Source organism: Pseudomonas sp. GD03944, from assembly GCF_029839275.1.
Lineage (GTDB): Bacteria > Pseudomonadota > Gammaproteobacteria > Pseudomonadales > Pseudomonadaceae > Aquipseudomonas.
In genome coordinates, this window is record NZ_JAOCAH010000003.1 from 413,934 (window position 1) to 428,372 (window position 14,439).

Consider the following 14,439-nt stretch of genomic DNA (forward strand, 5'->3'; position numbering starts at 1 on the left):
AAAAAACGCCGGGCAATTGCCCGGCGTTTTCGTTTCTGCGTTTCGCGATCAGCCGCGCTGGCGCTTGGGCAGTACGTCCTTGAGCTTGGCGTGCATGCCGCGCAGGGTTTTTTCGGTGCTGTCCCAGTCGATGCAGGCATCGGTGATGGACACCCCGTACTTCAGCTGGCTCAGGTCCTTGGGGATCGACTGTGCGCCCCAGCCTAGGTGGCTTTCGACCATCAGGCCGACGATCGACTGGTTGCCTTCGAGGATCTGGTTGGCGACGTTGTCCATCACCAGCGGCTGCAGGGCAGGGTCCTTGTTGGAGTTGGCGTGGCTGCAGTCGACCATGATGTTGGGGCGAATGCCGGCCTTGCTCAGCTCCTGCTCGCAGATGGCGACGCTGACCGAATCGTAGTTCGGCTTGCCGTTGCCGCCGCGCAGCACCACGTGACCGTAGGCGTTGCCCTTGGTGGTGACGATGGATACGCCACCTTCCTGGTTGATGCCCAGGAAACGGTGCGGGTTGGAAACCGACTGCAGGGCGTTGATGGCAACGGTCAGGCCGCCGTCGGTGCCGTTCTTGAAGCCCACAGCGGACGACAGGCCCGAGGCCATTTCGCGGTGGGTCTGGGATTCGGTGGTGCGCGCGCCGATGGCCGACCAGCTGATCAGGTCCTGCAGGTACTGCGGGGAGATCGGATCGAGGGCTTCGGTGGCAGTGGGCAGGCCCATTTCCGCCAGGTCGCGCAGCAGTTTGCGGCCGATGTGCAGGCCATCCTGGATCTTGAACGAGTCATCCAGGTACGGATCGTTGATGAGGCCTTTCCAGCCCACGGTGGTACGGGGCTTCTCGAAATACACACGCATGACCAGGTACAGGGTGTCCGAGACTTCGGCGGCGAGGACCTTCAGGCGCTCGGCATAATCATGGGCGGCCTTGATGTCGTGGATGGAGCAGGGGCCCACCACCACGAACAGGCGATGATCCTTGCCATCGAGGATGTTGCGAATGACCTGGCGGCCTGCGGCGACCGTGCTCAGCGCGGCATCAGTCAGCGGGATTTCACGCTTGAGCTGGTCCGGGGTGATCAGGGTTTCGTTGGAGGCAACGTTGAGGTCATCGATCGGTAAATCAGCCATCGTGCTTTTCATCAGTTCGGAGTCATCAGGTCACGGGTGCCGGCCGCCAGCGATCCCCGTGTGGCGGAGCACAGCAATAGGAGCACAGCGGGGAAGCCGAACCTTAGCGCGTTCGGGGTTGCCTAGACAATGGGGCGGGGGGCGTAAATCCGCAGCCGACGCCGCGTCGGCTCAGTCGAAACTGGCGTGGGAATACTCCGGCGCGTGCTGGGCGATCCACTCCCGGGCGGCATTTTCGATCGGCACCTGTTCGCCTGATTCCTGCTCGCGCAGATGCCGGTACTGCTCGATCTGGCAGACCTGCTCGACCATGCGGGCGCGGAACAGGGTGTCTTCATCGATGAAGGCCACACCGACCAGGTAGTTGTCGTCGGTGCGTCGGCACCAGGCAACGATACCGGGGTAGCGGGCCTGCTCACCGAACAGCGGAATGCGCAGTTCGACGGCCGCGCCGCGGCGAAAACCCCGACTGGAATTGCATGCGACCCCGCCAAGGCTGATATTGTGCAGCCGCTGCTTGGGCACGAAGGCTTGTTTGCGGAGCACCAGCTCCACCGGCATTTCACTGGGATGACGCAGAAACCGACGCATGAAAAATCGCTCCCCCAATGCCATCAAAATGGCATCGCTTTGGTCAGTATAGTGACAGAAATGCAATTGACCGATCTGGATGCCGACAAGCAGTTGCTCGCGCTGCCCGGCGTTACCCTGGTGATCTTCACCAGCACCGGCTGCGCCAGTTGCCGCTGGGCCCGCCGCGAGTTGCCGGGGTGGACGTTACCCATCGACCGCCTGGCCTGGATCGGCGCCGGTGATAATGCTGGCCTGGTGCAGCGCTATGAGGTATTTCATCTTCCCGCGCTGTTCGTGGTGCGCGACGGGGCCTTTCACGGCGCCGTACAGTGCCGCCTGCGCGTTCCCGACCTGATCGACGCGCTGGGCAGCGTGCTGTCCCGTCCCGCAGAGGAGTTACCCTGATGTCCGAATCCCCCCGTCCGCGCATTGGCATCATCGGCACCGGTGCCATTGGTGGTTTCTACGGTGTCATGCTGGCGCGGGCCGGCTTCGATGTGCACTTCCTGCTGCGCAGCGAATTCTCTGCGGTGGCCGAGCGCGGGCTGATCGTGAACAGTGCGCTGCATGGCACGCTCACGCTCCATCCAGTCCAGGCCTACCGTTCAGTGGCCGACATGCCGCCCTGCGACTGGCTGCTGGTGGGGGCGAAGACCACCAGCAACGCCGAACTGGCGCCAGTGATCGCCGCAGCGGCTGCGGAGGGCGCCAAGGTGGTGCTGCTGCAGAACGGCCTGGCGGTCGAAGACCAGTTGCGCCCGTTGCTGCCGGACAGCCTGCACCTGCTCGGTGGCCTGTGTTTCATCTGTGTGCACCGCTCTGCGCCGGGCGTGGTCGAGCACCAGGCGCTGGGGGGCGTCAACCTGGGTTACCACTCCGGTCCTGCCGACGACGGTGTTCGTCAGCAGATCGTCGAGGAGGGCGCGGCGCTGTTCCAGGCCGCCGGGCTGGATTCCACTGCCATGGCGCAGCTGGACCAGGCGCGCTGGCAGAAACTCGTGTGGAACGTGCCTTACAACGGCCTGTCGGTGCTGCTGAACGCCGGCACCACGCGGCTGATGGGCAACCCCGACAGCCGCGCGCTGATCGAGGCGATCATGCAGGAAGTGGTGGCCGGCGCCGAGGCCTGCGGTTATGCGCTGCCCGCCGGGTTTGCCGGCAAACTGCTGGCCGCCACCGACCGTATGCCGGACTACCTGCCGAGCATGTACCATGATTTCGCCTTGAAGCGTCCGCTGGAGTTGCAGGCGGTCTACGCCGCGCCGTTGGCAGCCGCTGCCCGGGCCGGCTGCCCGATGCCCCGGATCGAGGCGCTGTACCAGTCGTTGCGTTTCCTGGAAGACGCCAATCGGTGAGGGTGGGTCGGCATGAGTAAAGGGTTGGGTGACAAGCTGGTCCTGGCGATTTCCTCGAGCGCGCTGTTCGACCTGCGCGAGAGCCATCGCATCTATGAGAGCGAAGGGGTCGAGGCCTACCGCCAGTACCAGATCGAGCACGAGGACGAGATCCTCGCCCATGGCGATGCCTACCCGCTGGTCGAGAAGCTGCTGGGCCTGAATGCCGCCCTCGGCCAGCCACGGGTGGAAGTCATCCTGGTCTCGCGCAACAGTGCCGACACCGGCCTTCGCGCCTTCAACTCGATCCAGCACTACGGCCTGGGCATTTCCCGCGCGGCGTTCGTCGGGGGGCGCAGCCCGGATCCTTATCTTGCTGCGTTCGGCTGCCACCTGTTCCTGTCCACCCACGCCGACGATGTGCGCAGTGCGCTGCGTTCGGGCTTTGGCGCAGCGACCATCCTGTCCGGCGGGGCCCGGCGAGCGGCAAGTAACGAACTGCGCATCGCCTTCGACGGTGATGCGGTGTTGTTCTCCGACGAATCCGAGCGGGTCTACCAACAGGGCGGGCTGGAGGCGTTCCAGAGCCATGAGCGTCAGTCCGCTCGCGAGTTGCTGGGCGGCGGGCCGTTCAAGCCGTTTCTTGCGGCCCTGCACCGGCTGCAGCAGGAATTTCCCGAAGAGGCCTGCCCGATCCGCACGGCGCTGGTTACCGCGCGCTCGGCGCCGGCCCACGAGCGGGTCATCCGCACGCTGCGCGAATGGAACATCCGCCTGGATGAGTCCTTCTTCCTCGGCGGCCTGGAGAAGGCGGCGATTCTCGACACCTTCGGCGCCGACGTGTTCTTCGACGACCAGGCCGGGCACTGTGAAAAGGCCCGCGAGGTCGTGGCCACCGGGCATGTGCCCCATGGTGTCAGCAACGAACCCTCGCTCTAGTTCGGCGGCCGCATATAACCATTCGTCCTGAATGCGTGCGGTTTTGTTGACTTGCGGATGGCGCTGCTAAGCTCAAGCGAGGCCCGCTACGCTGGCAGTCGAGGAGGCCGCATGATTCGTTCGATTCTTTACGCTACCGATCTTGGCCTGTACGCCCCTTATGTCCTGCAACATGCGATGTCCCTGACCCGGGCGTTCAACGCCAGCCTGTACGTGGTGCACGCCGTGGAACCCATGGGCCTGTTCGCCGAATCCGTGTTGCAGACCTACCTGGACGAGGAGCGCCTGAAGGACCTGCGCAGCCAGGGGCTCAACACCGTCATGTCCAGCATCGAGCAGCGCGTGCTGGAAGGCTTTCGCGATGAGCTCGGCGAAGCCCAGTACGACCTCGAGGTGATTCGCGCCGTGCGCGTGGTGCAGGGCGACCCGCCCCTGGTGATCCTCGAGGAGGCTCAGAAACTCGGCGTGGATTTGCTGGTCGTAGGCAGTCACAGCCACGGCACGGAGCTGGATATTCCCTTGGGCCGGACAGCGGCGCGCCTGGTGCAACTGTCCGAGGTACCCGTCTACCTGGTGCCCATGCTGCAGCACCGCAACCGGGGTGATCTGTAACCCGACGAAATAACCAACGTATCTAAATAAATCGTCTAGATTTATTCTTTGAACCATTAATATGGTTATATGTCGCCGTTCGCCACGCGATGGCCGCTTATTCTGCTTTTGAGGGATTTTTATGAAGCTCCAGCAATTGCGCTACATCTGGGAAGTTGCGCATCACGACCTCAACGTTTCGGCCACGGCGCAGAGTCTCTATACCTCCCAGCCGGGCATCAGCAAGCAGATCCGTTTGCTCGAGGATGAGCTGGGCGTCGAGGTGTTCGCCCGCAGTGGCAAGCACCTCACCCGCGTGACACCGGCCGGCGAGCGGATCATCACCACCGCCGGCGAGATCCTGCGCAAGGTCGAGAGCATCAAGCAGATCGCCCAGGAGTTCTCCAACGAGAAGAAGGGCACGCTGTCCATCGCCACCACCCACACCCAGGCACGCTATGCCTTGCCACCGGTGATCAGTGGCTTCATCAAGCAGTACCCGGACGTGGCGCTGCACATGCACCAGGGCACGCCGATGCAGATCGCCGAAATGGCGGCCGACGGCACCGTGGACTTCGCCATCGCCACCGAAGGCCTGGAGCTGTTCAACGACCTGGTGATGATGCCGTGCTACCGCTGGAACCGCTGCGTGGTGGTGCCCCAGGGGCACCCGCTGACCAAGCTGCCAAAACTCACCCTGGAAGCCCTGGCCGAGCATTCGATCGTGACCTACGTGTTCGGCTTCACCGGGCGTTCCAAGCTGGATGAAGCGTTCAGCCACCGCGGCCTGACGCCCAAGGTGGTGTTCACCGCCGCCGACGCCGACGTGATCAAGACTTACGTGCGCCTGGGGCTGGGCGTGGGCATCGTGGCCAAGATGGCAGTTGATGCCAAGCTGGACCCGGACCTGGTGGTGCTGGATGCCAGCGAACTGTTCGAAGCCAGCGTGACCAAGATCGGTTTCCGCCGCGGCACCTTCCTGCGGGGTTTCATGTGCGACTTCATCGAGAAATTCGCGCCACACCTGACCCGGGACATGCTGGCCAAGGCCGTGCAGTGCCACAACAAGTCCGAGCTGGAAGAGCTGTTCCACGGTGTGGAATTGCCGACCTACTGATCGGTGTGACGCCCATGAAAAAGCCCGGACATGTCCGGGCTTTTTTGCTTTCTGACGCTGAGTAGCGTCAGTCGTAGATGTTCTTCTTCTTCCAGTCTTCGTCGTCGCCCATGTTCTTCAGGCCTTCGGTCAGCTCGCTGGTGGCCTCGGTTTCAGGCTGGGCGGCATTCAGTACCAGGCTGTTGGCGCGGGCCAGTTGGGCTTCCAGCTGCTTCAGTGCTGCCTGGTAGCGCGTCGGATCGGGTTGCTTGCGCAGGTACTGCACGCCGCGCTCGAAGGCCAGACGCGCCTGGCCGGGCTGGTTCTGCTGCAGGGCCTGGCGGCCGAGGTTGCCGAAGAATTCGATGTGCAGCTGCGCCAGCATGTGGCGGATTTCGGCGACCCAGTGCTTGGCCTCGTTGGCCGGCAGGATGCGGTCCTGGGCGCAGCGGGTAATCAGGCCATGAAGGTTTTCCAGCTGGAAGCGCACTTCCTTGGCCTTGGCTTCATTGATGATCGGCTGCGGCGCGTTGCGCACGGGGATCGATTCCCCCTGGGCGATGTGCTTGTTCAGTTCATCGACGTAGCCCTGGGTCTTGGCGTTGCCCTTGTCCAGCGGCAGCAGCCGTTCGGCGAAGTGCAATTGCAGGCGGCTGAGCACCAGCTTCAGCGCCGGCGTCATCAGCTGGCCGGGGAGGGCATCGGACAGATCGGCCAACCGGCGCAGACGGTCGTTCAGTTCTGCCTTGAGCCGCGCCTTTTCCAGCTTGCTGTTCTCAACCATATGGTTGATGTAGGCGATGGCGATCAAAATGGCGATACCGCCGACTATCAGCAGCGTAATCACGAGCGGGGACATCGTTACAACCTCTCGAGCACCGGTTTTTCGCCCGAGTGTAGTGCGTTAGCTGTGAAGCTGATAGAGGTGTCTCAGTTTCTGGCCTGAAGTCGTTGATTTTAAAAAATATTTACGAGGTGGTTGACGACTCCTGAAAGGCTCCATAGAATGCGCGCCACTTCAGCAGCAATGCTAGACAGCATTGAAGCGAAGCCGGAAAAGCGTTGTAGGTTCCGGGTTGTGTCCCCTTCGTCTAGTGGCCTAGGACACCGCCCTTTCACGGCGGTAACAGGGGTTCGAGTCCCCTAGGGGACGCCACTTTATTCGTAAAGTGGGTTGTACAGTGCGGGAATAGCTCAGTTGGTAGAGCACGACCTTGCCAAGGTCGGGGTCGCGAGTTCGAGTCTCGTTTCCCGCTCCAGTTTCAAGGTGTTGCCCTCGGGCAGCGCAGCAGTCGAACGGTACACCATGCCGGTCGAGGCACAAGTTCCAAGGTCCCCTTCGTCTAGTGGCCTAGGACACCGCCCTTTCACGGCGGTAACAGGGGTTCGAGTCCCCTAGGGGACGCCATACATGCGGGAATAGCTCAGTTGGTAGAGCACGACCTTGCCAAGGTCGGGGTCGCGAGTTCGAGTCTCGTTTCCCGCTCCATATACGATCCACGAAGTTTTATTGCTTTCATGGATCGCCGAGAAAAGGACCTTGATGGTCCTTTTTTTCGTTTCAACGCTCTCTCAATGGACGCCCGCTGGTCTCAAGGCCATTTGGTCCCTGAACCGGGAACATATTCCCGGGCGACTGCATGGCCGGTCAGCCCACCGTTGGTGCCTTCTACGAGCGATGGTTCGACCACGTCTGCCCATCGCCTGCCGCCGTATTGAAACTTTCCGTATTTCCATCTCGAATCAGGCTCAGGCAGCGCTTGAGCAGCGGCGAATCGTCATCCTTGCGGTAGCTGATCACGATGGGTGAGGTCGCGCTGGTGTCGAGCAGAGGCGTGTAGCCAATATCGTCGCGGTGCTGGCGCTGCACCGAGGCCGGTACGAGGCTAATACCGATACCGGCTGCCACCAGGCCGATGGCGGTCTGCAGTTCGTTGGTCATTTGCGCCACACGGATCTTCAAGCCATTACGCGCGAACAACTCGAGCACATGATCGGCATAGCTGGGTCGCGGCGTGCCTGGATAAAGTACGAAGGATTCGCGGGCCAGCTCTTCCAATGAGGCTGGTGCTGCCAGCAATGGGTGCCCGGCGGGTAAGGCCGCGACCAGTGGGTCCTCGTGAATGACCTCCTGGACGATGGCTGGGTCCTCGATAAGGATGCGGCCGAAGCCGATATCGATTCGGCCGCGTTTGAGAGCCTCTATCTGGGGCAGGGTGGTCAGCTCGGACAGTCCCAGTTCGATGGCAGCTTCGCCGCGTAATTGACGGATCAGCTCTGGCAGTGCGCCGTATAGCGTCGAGGGGGCGAATCCGATGCCGAACCATTGCCGCTGGCCCTCGGCGATGCGGCGGGTGTCGTCGCTGACGCGGTCCAGCTGTTCGAGCAGCAGCACGGCGTGTTCGTAAAAGAATCGCCCTGCCTCGGTCAGGCGCAGGGGTCTGCCACGTTCGACCAGCCTCACGCCCAGCTCCTCCTCCAATTGCTGAATCTGTCGGCTCAGTGGCGGCTGGGCGATATGCAGGCGTTCGGCCGCGCGGGTGAAGTTCAGCGTTTCTGCCAGCGCGCGGAAGTAGCGCAGATGGCGCAGCTCCATGATACCTCCTGGGTATTAAGCCAAATCGATTCAATATTGGACTCGCGTATTTGCGGAGGTCAATCTCGGCCTGAACAAAAACAAAACCTGAAGGATATGCTCGTGTTCGCTCGCATCCTTTGTTCTCTCCTGCTATTGACCGGCCTCGCGAACGAGGCGTCCCGGCGTGTCGCTTCGCTTGTGCGTGGCCTCTACATGCACACGGATCACCGCCCATGAGTCTTCCACTGATCGAAAGCCTCGACACCCTGATCGTCGATTTGCCCACAATCCGCCCGCACAAACTGGCCATGCATACCATGCAGCAGCAGACCCTTGTGATCCTGCGCCTGCGCTGCAGCGACGGGATCGAAGGGGTCGGCGAAGCCACCACCATCGGCGGTTTGGCCTATGCCGGAGAAAGCCCGGAAAGCATCAAGATCAACATCGACACCTATTTCGCACCGTTGCTCGTCGGTCAGCCGGCTGACAACGTCAACGCTGCGATGCTGCGCATTGATCGTGCCGTGCGCGGCAACACCTTTGCTCGTTCGGCAGTGGAAACCGCGTTGCTCGATGCCCAAGGCAAGCGACTGGGATTGCCTGTCGCCGAACTGTTAGGCGGCCGCGTGCGCAATGGCCTTGAAGTCGCCTGGACGCTGGCCAGCGGCGACACCACAAAGGACATCGACGAAGCCGAGCGCATGCTCGATCTGCGCCGTCACCGGATATTCAAACTGAAGATCGGCGGCCGTGATGCCGCGCTGGACATCGCCCACGTGGCGGCGATCAAACGTGCGCTGGGCGATCGCGCCAGCGTGCGGGTGGATGTTAACCAAGCGTGGAGCGAGGCTGTCGCCATTCGTGCCTGCCAGGCGCTAGGCGATGCCGGCGTCGATCTGATCGAACAGCCGATTCCCCGCCAGGATTTAAAGGCACAGGCGCGTATCAGTGCTCGCAGTCCTACGCCGATCATGGCCGACGAAGCCATCGAAAGTGTCGAAGACAGCTTCAATCTGGCCCGTTGCGGCGCCGCACCGGTCTTTGCCCTGAAGATCGCCAAGAACGGGGGGCCGCGCGCCGTACTGCGTAGCGCCTACATCGCGGAAGCGGCAGGCATCGGTCTGTACGGCGGCACCATGCTCGAAGGCAGCGTCGGCACCCTGGCCTCGGCCCATGCCCTTGCCACTCTGAGCAAACTGGAATGGCACACCGAGCTGTTCGGCCCGCTGCTGCTGACCGAGGACATTCTCGTCGAGCTGCCGGTTTACCAGGATTTCGAACTGCAGATCCCCACCACGCCGGGCCTGGGTGTGGTGCTCGACGAAGAACGTCTGCAGCGATTCTGTCGTCACTGAACTGAATCTATGAGGAGCTCCCCATGCTGTTTCACGTACGCATGACCGTCAAATTGCCCGCCGACATGCCGGTCGAACAGGCCGCGCGTCTCAAGGCCGATGAAAAGGAGCTGGCGCAGCGCCTGCAGGGTGAAGGCGTCTGGAGGCACTTGTGGCGCATTGCCGGGCTTTACGCGAATGTCAGCATCTTCGATGTGCCCGATGCACAGGCCCTGCACGACACGCTGATGCAGTTGCCGCTGTACCCGTACATGGACATCGAGGTCATGGCGTTGTGTCGACATCCATCATCGATCCGTGACGACGATCGCTGATGAGGGCCCTCGAACCACGCGATGGTGAGCGGTGCCCAGCCAGAGGGGCAGATGAACGGCTTTCCGCTGGAGCTCCTCTCTGCTCCAGTACCCGCGGGCGCTCGGGTCTTTTTGATTAGGGAGGCAAGTACCTGTTATGGCCGAGGAGCGCGTATGCGTCGTTTTTACAGTGGCACGGACCTGAGCCGCATTCACAGCGTTGCCGAATTCGCTTCACAGGCGCGTCGACGCTTGCCGCACTTTGCATGGGAATACCTGTCTGGCGGTGCCGAGGATGAGTCGAGCCTGTTGCGCAACCTTCAGGCTTATGCCGAAGTTGGTCTTCAGCAGCGATCCTTGGTGCCGTGCCATGTTCCTGTCACTCGGCGTGCCCTGTTCGGGCTGGATTCATCCATGCCGATGCTGATCGGTCCTACTGGTTATAACGGCATGCTGTGCCGTGATGCAGATATCCACCTGGCGCGTGCGGCGGCCAAACGCAAGATTCCATTTTGTCTGAGTACCGTGGCCAACGCCTCATTGGAGCAGGTAGCCGCCCAGGTTCCGGACGCCAATCTGTGGTTTCAGTTGTATGCCATGCGGGATACGCGGATTCAACTGGATCTGCTGGCCCGGGCCAAGCGAGTCGGTGTCAATACGTTGTTGCTGACCAGCGACGCAATGGTGCTTGGCAACCGCGAGTGGGATCGGCGCAATTTCGTAAGGCCGCGGCAACTGAGCTTGCTCAATAAAATCGATGTATTGCGTCACCCGCGCTGGTTACGGCAGGTGATGTGGCCGCATGGGTTGCCTTCCATGGGAAATCTCGATCCTTATCTACCGACGGGGGAGCGTACAGCGCTTGGCTCAATGAAGTTCATCGGCGAGCAGATGGACAGCTTGCTTGACTGGGATTCTCTGGCTCGGTTGAGGGATCAGTGGGGCGGTAATCTGTTGCTGAAAGGCGTGTTGCATCCAGCCGATGCCGAGCGCGCGATTGCCTTGGGGGTGAACGGTCTGGTGCTGAGCAATCACGGTGGACGTCAGCTCGATGGCGCGCCCAGTGCGTTGGACGCCCTGCGACTGATCGGGCCGCTTGCGCGCGGACGTTTACCCGTACTGCTCGATGGAGGTATCAGGCGAGGTGCCGATATCGTCAAGGCCCTGGCACTTGGCGCCGATGCGGTGCTGCTCGGGCGAGCTACGTTGTACGGCGTTGCTGTTGGTGGCGAAGCGGGTGCCTGTCGAGCGCTCGATCTGCTGGCGGAAGAACTGCAGCGCACGCTTAATCTCATGGGCTGCCCGAACATCGATCAGCTTTCGCCTGACTGGCTGACTCTCAATGGCCGCCCGTTGGTGACAAGCCCTCAATGAGTGCCGGGGCGGGAAACGATGTCTAGCACACGCAGCAGATGTGGCGCATGCTGCGTTGAAAATGGCGGCCGTAGACGGGCTGCCGTTCGCAGCGCCTAAAAAGGCCCGCCGAAGCGGGCCTTTTTCGTTTCAGTGGCTGGTGCCGTCGGTGGGCAGGGCCAGCAGTCGTTTTTCCTGGTTCCAGTCGAACGGCTCGTCGTTTTCTTCGGCTTCGAAGCGGCGTTCGTCCAGGCGCTGGAAGAGGGCGATTTCCTCGTCCGGCATGAAGTGCAGGCAGTCGCCGCCGAAGAACCACAGCAGGTCGCGCGGCACCAGGTGGGCGATCTGCGGGTAACGGTGGAAGATCTGGCTGATCAGTTCCTGGCCCAGGTACAGGCTGCTTTCCGGATCGCGGGGCAGCTCGCTGAGCAGCTCGTCATAACGCTCGACAAACATCGCATGGCTGTCATCGAGAATCTGCTCGGCCTCACCCAGGGCGACCAGGATGCCGCGCAGGTGGGTAAGCAGGGCGAGGTGGTGATCGAGGGTGCTGATGGCCATGGTGCAATCCTGTTGAGCAAAACGGGCGCGGGAGTATAAGACTCCCGGCGCCCGCTGTCCCGTTCGCCGGTCAGCGTATCTTGCCGCTGGCCAGGGTCAGCTCGTCCTTGGCGAAGTCATCGACATCGATCACCACCCGGCGCGCCGCTTCGGCCTGGCTCAGGCTCTGTGCTTCCTCGGCGGTGAGAACGCCCGCAGCCAGGGCGGCGTCGATGTCGCTCTGGCCCGGTGCCGGATTGAGTTCGCCGGACTTCAGGGCCTTGGCCAGTTTCTTCTGGACCGGCTTCACGCCGTGCAGCAGGTCCATGGCGTGTTGCAGGGCGCCGACGGGGTCCTGTTCGCCGCGCGGGCGGTAGCACCCCTCCAGCACCTGCTCCAGCGCCGGGTCGCCGCTGTTGCGACCGATGATGCCGGCGATTTCTGCATCCAGCTCATCGCTCGGCCCCTTGTGGCGACGGCCGAACGGGAAGACCAGCACCCGCAAGGCGCAACCGAACACCCGGTTGGGGAAGTTGGCCAGCAGGTCGTCCAGGGCCTGTTCGGCCTGGAACAGGCTTTCTTCCAGAGCCCAGCGGACCATCGGCTGGCTGTAGGTCGGGTAGTCCAGGTCGTGGTAGCGCTTGAGCGCCGCCGAGGCCAGGTACAAATGGCTGAGGGCGTCGCCCAGGCGGGCGGAGAGGCGTTCGCGGCGTTTCAGTTCGCCGCCGAGCAGCATCATGCTGAAGTCGGCCAGCATGGCGAACGCGGCGGCCAGGCGATTGAGCGCGCGGAAGTAGGGGCGGCTGAGGTTGTCCCCCGGCACCTGGCCGAACAGACCCAGGCTCAAGCTGAGCACCAGGGTGCTGGCGGCGTTGCTGACCGCGAAGCCGATGTGCTGCATCAGCAGTTCATCGAACTCGATCAGCGCCTGGTCGCGGTCTTCACGGGTGGCCAGGGCCATTTCCTTGAGCACGTACGGATGGCAGCGGATGGCGCCCTGGCCGAAGATCATCAGGTTGCGCGAGAGGATGTTCGCGCCTTCCACGGTGATGAAGATCGGCGCCCCTTGCCAGGAGCGGGCCAGGTAGTTGTTCGGGCCCATGATGATGCCCTTGCCGCCGTGCACGTCCATGGCGTGGCCGATGCATTCGCGGCCGCGCTCGGTGAGGTGGTACTTGAGGATCGCCGACAGCACCGAGGGTTTCTCGCCCAGGTCCACGGCATTGGCGGTCAGGATGCGCGCGCTGTCCATCAGCCAGGCGTTGCCGCCGATGCGCGCCAGGGCCTCCTGGATGCCTTCGAAGGCGGACAGCGGTACGTTGAACTGCTCGCGCACCTGGCTGTACTGGCCGGTGGTCAGGCTGGTGTACTTGGCGGCGCCGGTGCCCACGGCCGGCAGGGAGATCGAGCGACCCACCGACAGGCAGTTCATCAGCATCATCCAGCCCTTGCCGAGCATTTCCTGGCCGCCGATGAGGTACTCCAGCGGGATGAACACGTCCTTGCCGCTGTTCGGGCCATTCATGAACGCGGCGCCCAGGGGCAGGTGGCGACGGCCGATTTCCACCCCGGGGGTGTCAGTAGGCACCAGGGCCAGGCTGATGCCCAGTTCTTCCTCGTCACCCAGCAGATGGTCCGGATCGTAGGCCTTGAAGGCCAGGCCGAGCAGGGTGGCCACCGGGCCGAGGGTGATGTAGCGCTTTTCCCAGGTCAGGCGCAGGCCGATGACTTCCTCGCCTTGCCACTGGCCCTTGCAGATGATGCCGGTGTCCGGCATGGCGCCGGCATCCGAACCCGCCAGCGGGCCGGTGAGGGCGAAGCAAGGGATGTCCTGGCCGCTGGCCAGGCGTGGCAGGTAGTGATTGCGTTGTTCGTCGGTGCCGTAGTGCAGCAGCAGCTCGGCCGGGCCAAGGGAGTTGGGCACCATCACGGTGGACGCCAGGTCACCGCTGCGGGTGGCCAGTTTCATCGCCACCTGGGAGTGGGCGTAGGCGGAGAAGCCCTTGCCGCCGTACTCCTTGGGAATGATCAGGGCGAAGAACCCGTGCTGCTTGATGTGCTCCCAGGCTTTCTCCGGCAGGTCCATCTGCTGGCCGATTTCCCAGTCGCTGACCATGGCGCAGAGTTCTTCGGTCGGGCCGTCGAGGAAGGCCTGTTCCTCTTCCGTCAGCTGGGCCTTGGGGTAGTTCAGCAGGGTGTCCCAGTCGGGGCGACCGCTGAACAGCTCGCCATCCCACCACACGGTACCGGCCTCGATGGCGTCGCGTTCGGTTTCCGACATCGGCGGCAGGACCCGCTGGAACCAGGCGAACAGCGGGGCGCTGAAGCGCTTGCGGCGCAGCTCCGGGAAGGCCAGGGGAATGGCCACCGCCAGCAGCACGACCCAGAAGATCACCAGCAGCCAGCCAGGGGCATGGCTGAACGCGCCCATGGCGATCAGGTAGATGGCGATCACGGCCAGGGCGGTGGCGGGGGGCGTGCGGCGATGGGCCAGGTAGGCGGTGCCGATGACAAGAACGAGCAACCAGACAGCGAGCATGCAAAATCCTCCATGATGACGGCCCTACAGAGTGCAGCAGCCGTCACGAGCTTAGTCGACACGATGGCGACAAGGGCGGCGAGCTTGGCCGGATTGCCATGACATGGGCGCAAACAGCGTGGT

Annotated in this window: 14 protein-coding genes and 4 tRNA genes; 12 read left to right on the forward strand and 6 right to left on the reverse strand. The window is 62.8% G+C overall.

Features of this window, described 5'->3' with window-relative positions; genetic code table 11:
• Positions 1-48: 48 nt before the first annotated feature.
• Together N5C28_RS07890 and N5C28_RS07895 are read right to left on the reverse strand one after the other, a co-directional pair.
• Positions 49-1,125 (reverse strand): 3-deoxy-7-phosphoheptulonate synthase, encoded by a 1,077-nt coding sequence (locus N5C28_RS07890; RefSeq protein WP_279821451.1) that lies wholly within the window; start codon positions 1,123-1,125, stop codon positions 49-51.
• A gap of 171 nt (positions 1,126-1,296) precedes the next feature.
• A complete protein-coding gene (locus N5C28_RS07895; protein WP_279821452.1) occupies positions 1,297-1,716 on the reverse strand; it encodes a PilZ domain-containing protein in 420 nt (139 codons plus the stop codon).
• Positions 1,717-1,776: 60 nt separating this feature from the next.
• Here N5C28_RS07895 and N5C28_RS07900 point away from each other — a divergent pair, with 60 nt between their 5' ends.
• The 5 genes from N5C28_RS07900 to cysB all read left to right on the forward strand — a co-directional run bounded on the left by N5C28_RS07900 (position 1,777) and on the right by cysB (position 5,679).
• Entirely contained in the window at positions 1,777-2,103 is a 327-nt protein-coding gene (locus N5C28_RS07900; RefSeq protein ID WP_279821453.1) for a thioredoxin, read from the forward strand.
• On the forward strand, positions 2,103-3,053 hold the full coding sequence (locus N5C28_RS07905; protein WP_279821454.1) for a putative 2-dehydropantoate 2-reductase: 951 nt from the start codon (positions 2,103-2,105) through the stop codon (positions 3,051-3,053). Before N5C28_RS07900 ends, N5C28_RS07905 begins: the two co-directional genes overlap by 1 nt.
• Before the next feature lie 12 nt (positions 3,054-3,065).
• Positions 3,066-3,971 carry a 5'-nucleotidase gene (locus tag N5C28_RS07910; RefSeq protein WP_279821455.1) on the forward strand — a complete coding sequence of 302 codons (906 nt, stop codon included), beginning with the start codon at positions 3,066-3,068 and terminating at the stop codon, positions 3,969-3,971.
• A 111-nt stretch (positions 3,972-4,082) separates the two neighbouring features.
• On the forward strand, positions 4,083-4,583 hold the full coding sequence (locus N5C28_RS07915; protein ID WP_279821456.1) for a universal stress protein: 501 nt from the start codon (positions 4,083-4,085) through the stop codon (positions 4,581-4,583).
• Between the two features lie 121 nt (positions 4,584-4,704).
• Positions 4,705-5,679, forward strand: a complete 975-nt coding sequence (gene cysB / locus N5C28_RS07920) for an HTH-type transcriptional regulator CysB (protein WP_279821457.1) — start codon at positions 4,705-4,707, stop codon at positions 5,677-5,679.
• Between the two features lie 67 nt (positions 5,680-5,746).
• On the opposite strand, the gene N5C28_RS07925 is transcribed toward cysB, so the two are convergent.
• The gene (locus N5C28_RS07925) at positions 5,747-6,517 is read right to left on the reverse strand and encodes a hypothetical protein (RefSeq protein ID WP_279821458.1); all 771 of its coding nucleotides are present in this window, start codon (positions 6,515-6,517) and stop codon (positions 5,747-5,749) included.
• A 221-nt stretch (positions 6,518-6,738) separates the two neighbouring features.
• Here N5C28_RS07925 and N5C28_RS07930 point away from each other — a divergent pair.
• The 4 genes from N5C28_RS07930 to N5C28_RS07945 all read left to right on the forward strand — a co-directional run bounded on the left by N5C28_RS07930 (position 6,739) and on the right by N5C28_RS07945 (position 7,147).
• Positions 6,739-6,814: transfer RNA gene (locus N5C28_RS07930), tRNA-Glu, on the forward strand.
• A gap of 27 nt (positions 6,815-6,841) precedes the next feature.
• A tRNA-Gly gene (locus N5C28_RS07935) sits at positions 6,842-6,917 on the forward strand.
• Between the two features lie 73 nt (positions 6,918-6,990).
• Positions 6,991-7,066: transfer RNA gene (locus N5C28_RS07940), tRNA-Glu, on the forward strand.
• A 5-nt stretch (positions 7,067-7,071) separates the two neighbouring features.
• Positions 7,072-7,147, forward strand: a tRNA-Gly gene (locus tag N5C28_RS07945).
• Between the two features lie 180 nt (positions 7,148-7,327).
• On the opposite strand, the gene N5C28_RS07950 is transcribed toward N5C28_RS07945, so the two are convergent.
• Positions 7,328-8,254 (reverse strand): LysR family transcriptional regulator, encoded by a 927-nt coding sequence (locus N5C28_RS07950; protein WP_279821459.1) that lies wholly within the window; start codon positions 8,252-8,254, stop codon positions 7,328-7,330.
• 215 nt (positions 8,255-8,469) lie between these two features.
• Between N5C28_RS07950 and N5C28_RS07955 the strand changes: the two genes are divergently transcribed.
• From N5C28_RS07955 to N5C28_RS07965, 3 genes are all read left to right on the forward strand, one after another.
• Positions 8,470-9,591, forward strand: coding sequence for a muconate cycloisomerase family protein (locus N5C28_RS07955; protein ID WP_279821460.1), 1,122 nt, complete (start codon positions 8,470-8,472; stop codon positions 9,589-9,591).
• A gap of 23 nt (positions 9,592-9,614) precedes the next feature.
• On the forward strand, positions 9,615-9,905 hold the full coding sequence (gene catC / locus N5C28_RS07960) for a muconolactone Delta-isomerase (RefSeq protein ID WP_279821461.1): 291 nt from the start codon (positions 9,615-9,617) through the stop codon (positions 9,903-9,905).
• Between the two features lie 153 nt (positions 9,906-10,058).
• Positions 10,059-11,258, forward strand: a complete 1,200-nt coding sequence (locus tag N5C28_RS07965) for an alpha-hydroxy acid oxidase (RefSeq protein ID WP_279821462.1) — start codon at positions 10,059-10,061, stop codon at positions 11,256-11,258.
• Between the two features lie 129 nt (positions 11,259-11,387).
• Here N5C28_RS07965 and N5C28_RS07970 read toward each other — a convergent pair whose 3' ends face one another.
• Positions 11,388-11,798, reverse strand: coding sequence for a PA2817 family protein (locus N5C28_RS07970; RefSeq protein WP_279821463.1), 411 nt, complete (start codon positions 11,796-11,798; stop codon positions 11,388-11,390).
• Positions 11,799-11,868: 70 nt separating this feature from the next.
• The gene (locus tag N5C28_RS07975; protein WP_279821464.1) at positions 11,869-14,316 is read right to left on the reverse strand and encodes an acyl-CoA dehydrogenase; all 2,448 of its coding nucleotides are present in this window, start codon (positions 14,314-14,316) and stop codon (positions 11,869-11,871) included.
• Between the last annotated feature and the right edge of the window lie 123 nt (positions 14,317-14,439).

Excerpts from the sequence above, each read along its gene's own strand:
- N5C28_RS07965 (WP_279821462.1), top strand. The coding sequence starts at position 10,059 with ATGCGTCGTTTTTACAGTGGCACGGACCTGAGCCGCATTCACAGCGTT.
- N5C28_RS07900 (WP_279821453.1), top strand. The coding sequence starts at position 1,777 with ATGCAATTGACCGATCTGGATGCCGACAAGCAGTTGCTCGCGCTGCCC.
- N5C28_RS07890 (WP_279821451.1), bottom strand. The coding sequence starts at position 1,125 with ATGGCTGATTTACCGATCGATGACCTCAACGTTGCCTCCAACGAAACC.
- N5C28_RS07955 (WP_279821460.1), top strand. The coding sequence starts at position 8,470 with ATGAGTCTTCCACTGATCGAAAGCCTCGACACCCTGATCGTCGATTTG.
- N5C28_RS07905 (WP_279821454.1), top strand. The coding sequence starts at position 2,103 with ATGTCCGAATCCCCCCGTCCGCGCATTGGCATCATCGGCACCGGTGCC.
- N5C28_RS07950 (WP_279821459.1), bottom strand. The coding sequence starts at position 8,254 with ATGGAGCTGCGCCATCTGCGCTACTTCCGCGCGCTGGCAGAAACGCTG.
- N5C28_RS07895 (WP_279821452.1), bottom strand. The coding sequence starts at position 1,716 with ATGCGTCGGTTTCTGCGTCATCCCAGTGAAATGCCGGTGGAGCTGGTG.
- N5C28_RS07975 (WP_279821464.1), bottom strand. The coding sequence starts at position 14,316 with ATGCTCGCTGTCTGGTTGCTCGTTCTTGTCATCGGCACCGCCTACCTG.
- N5C28_RS07915 (WP_279821456.1), top strand. The coding sequence starts at position 4,083 with ATGATTCGTTCGATTCTTTACGCTACCGATCTTGGCCTGTACGCCCCT.
- N5C28_RS07970 (WP_279821463.1), bottom strand. The coding sequence starts at position 11,798 with ATGGCCATCAGCACCCTCGATCACCACCTCGCCCTGCTTACCCACCTG.
- cysB (WP_279821457.1), top strand. The coding sequence starts at position 4,705 with ATGAAGCTCCAGCAATTGCGCTACATCTGGGAAGTTGCGCATCACGAC.
- N5C28_RS07925 (WP_279821458.1), bottom strand. The coding sequence starts at position 6,517 with ATGTCCCCGCTCGTGATTACGCTGCTGATAGTCGGCGGTATCGCCATT.
- N5C28_RS07910 (WP_279821455.1), top strand. The coding sequence starts at position 3,066 with ATGAGTAAAGGGTTGGGTGACAAGCTGGTCCTGGCGATTTCCTCGAGC.
- catC (WP_279821461.1), top strand. The coding sequence starts at position 9,615 with ATGCTGTTTCACGTACGCATGACCGTCAAATTGCCCGCCGACATGCCG.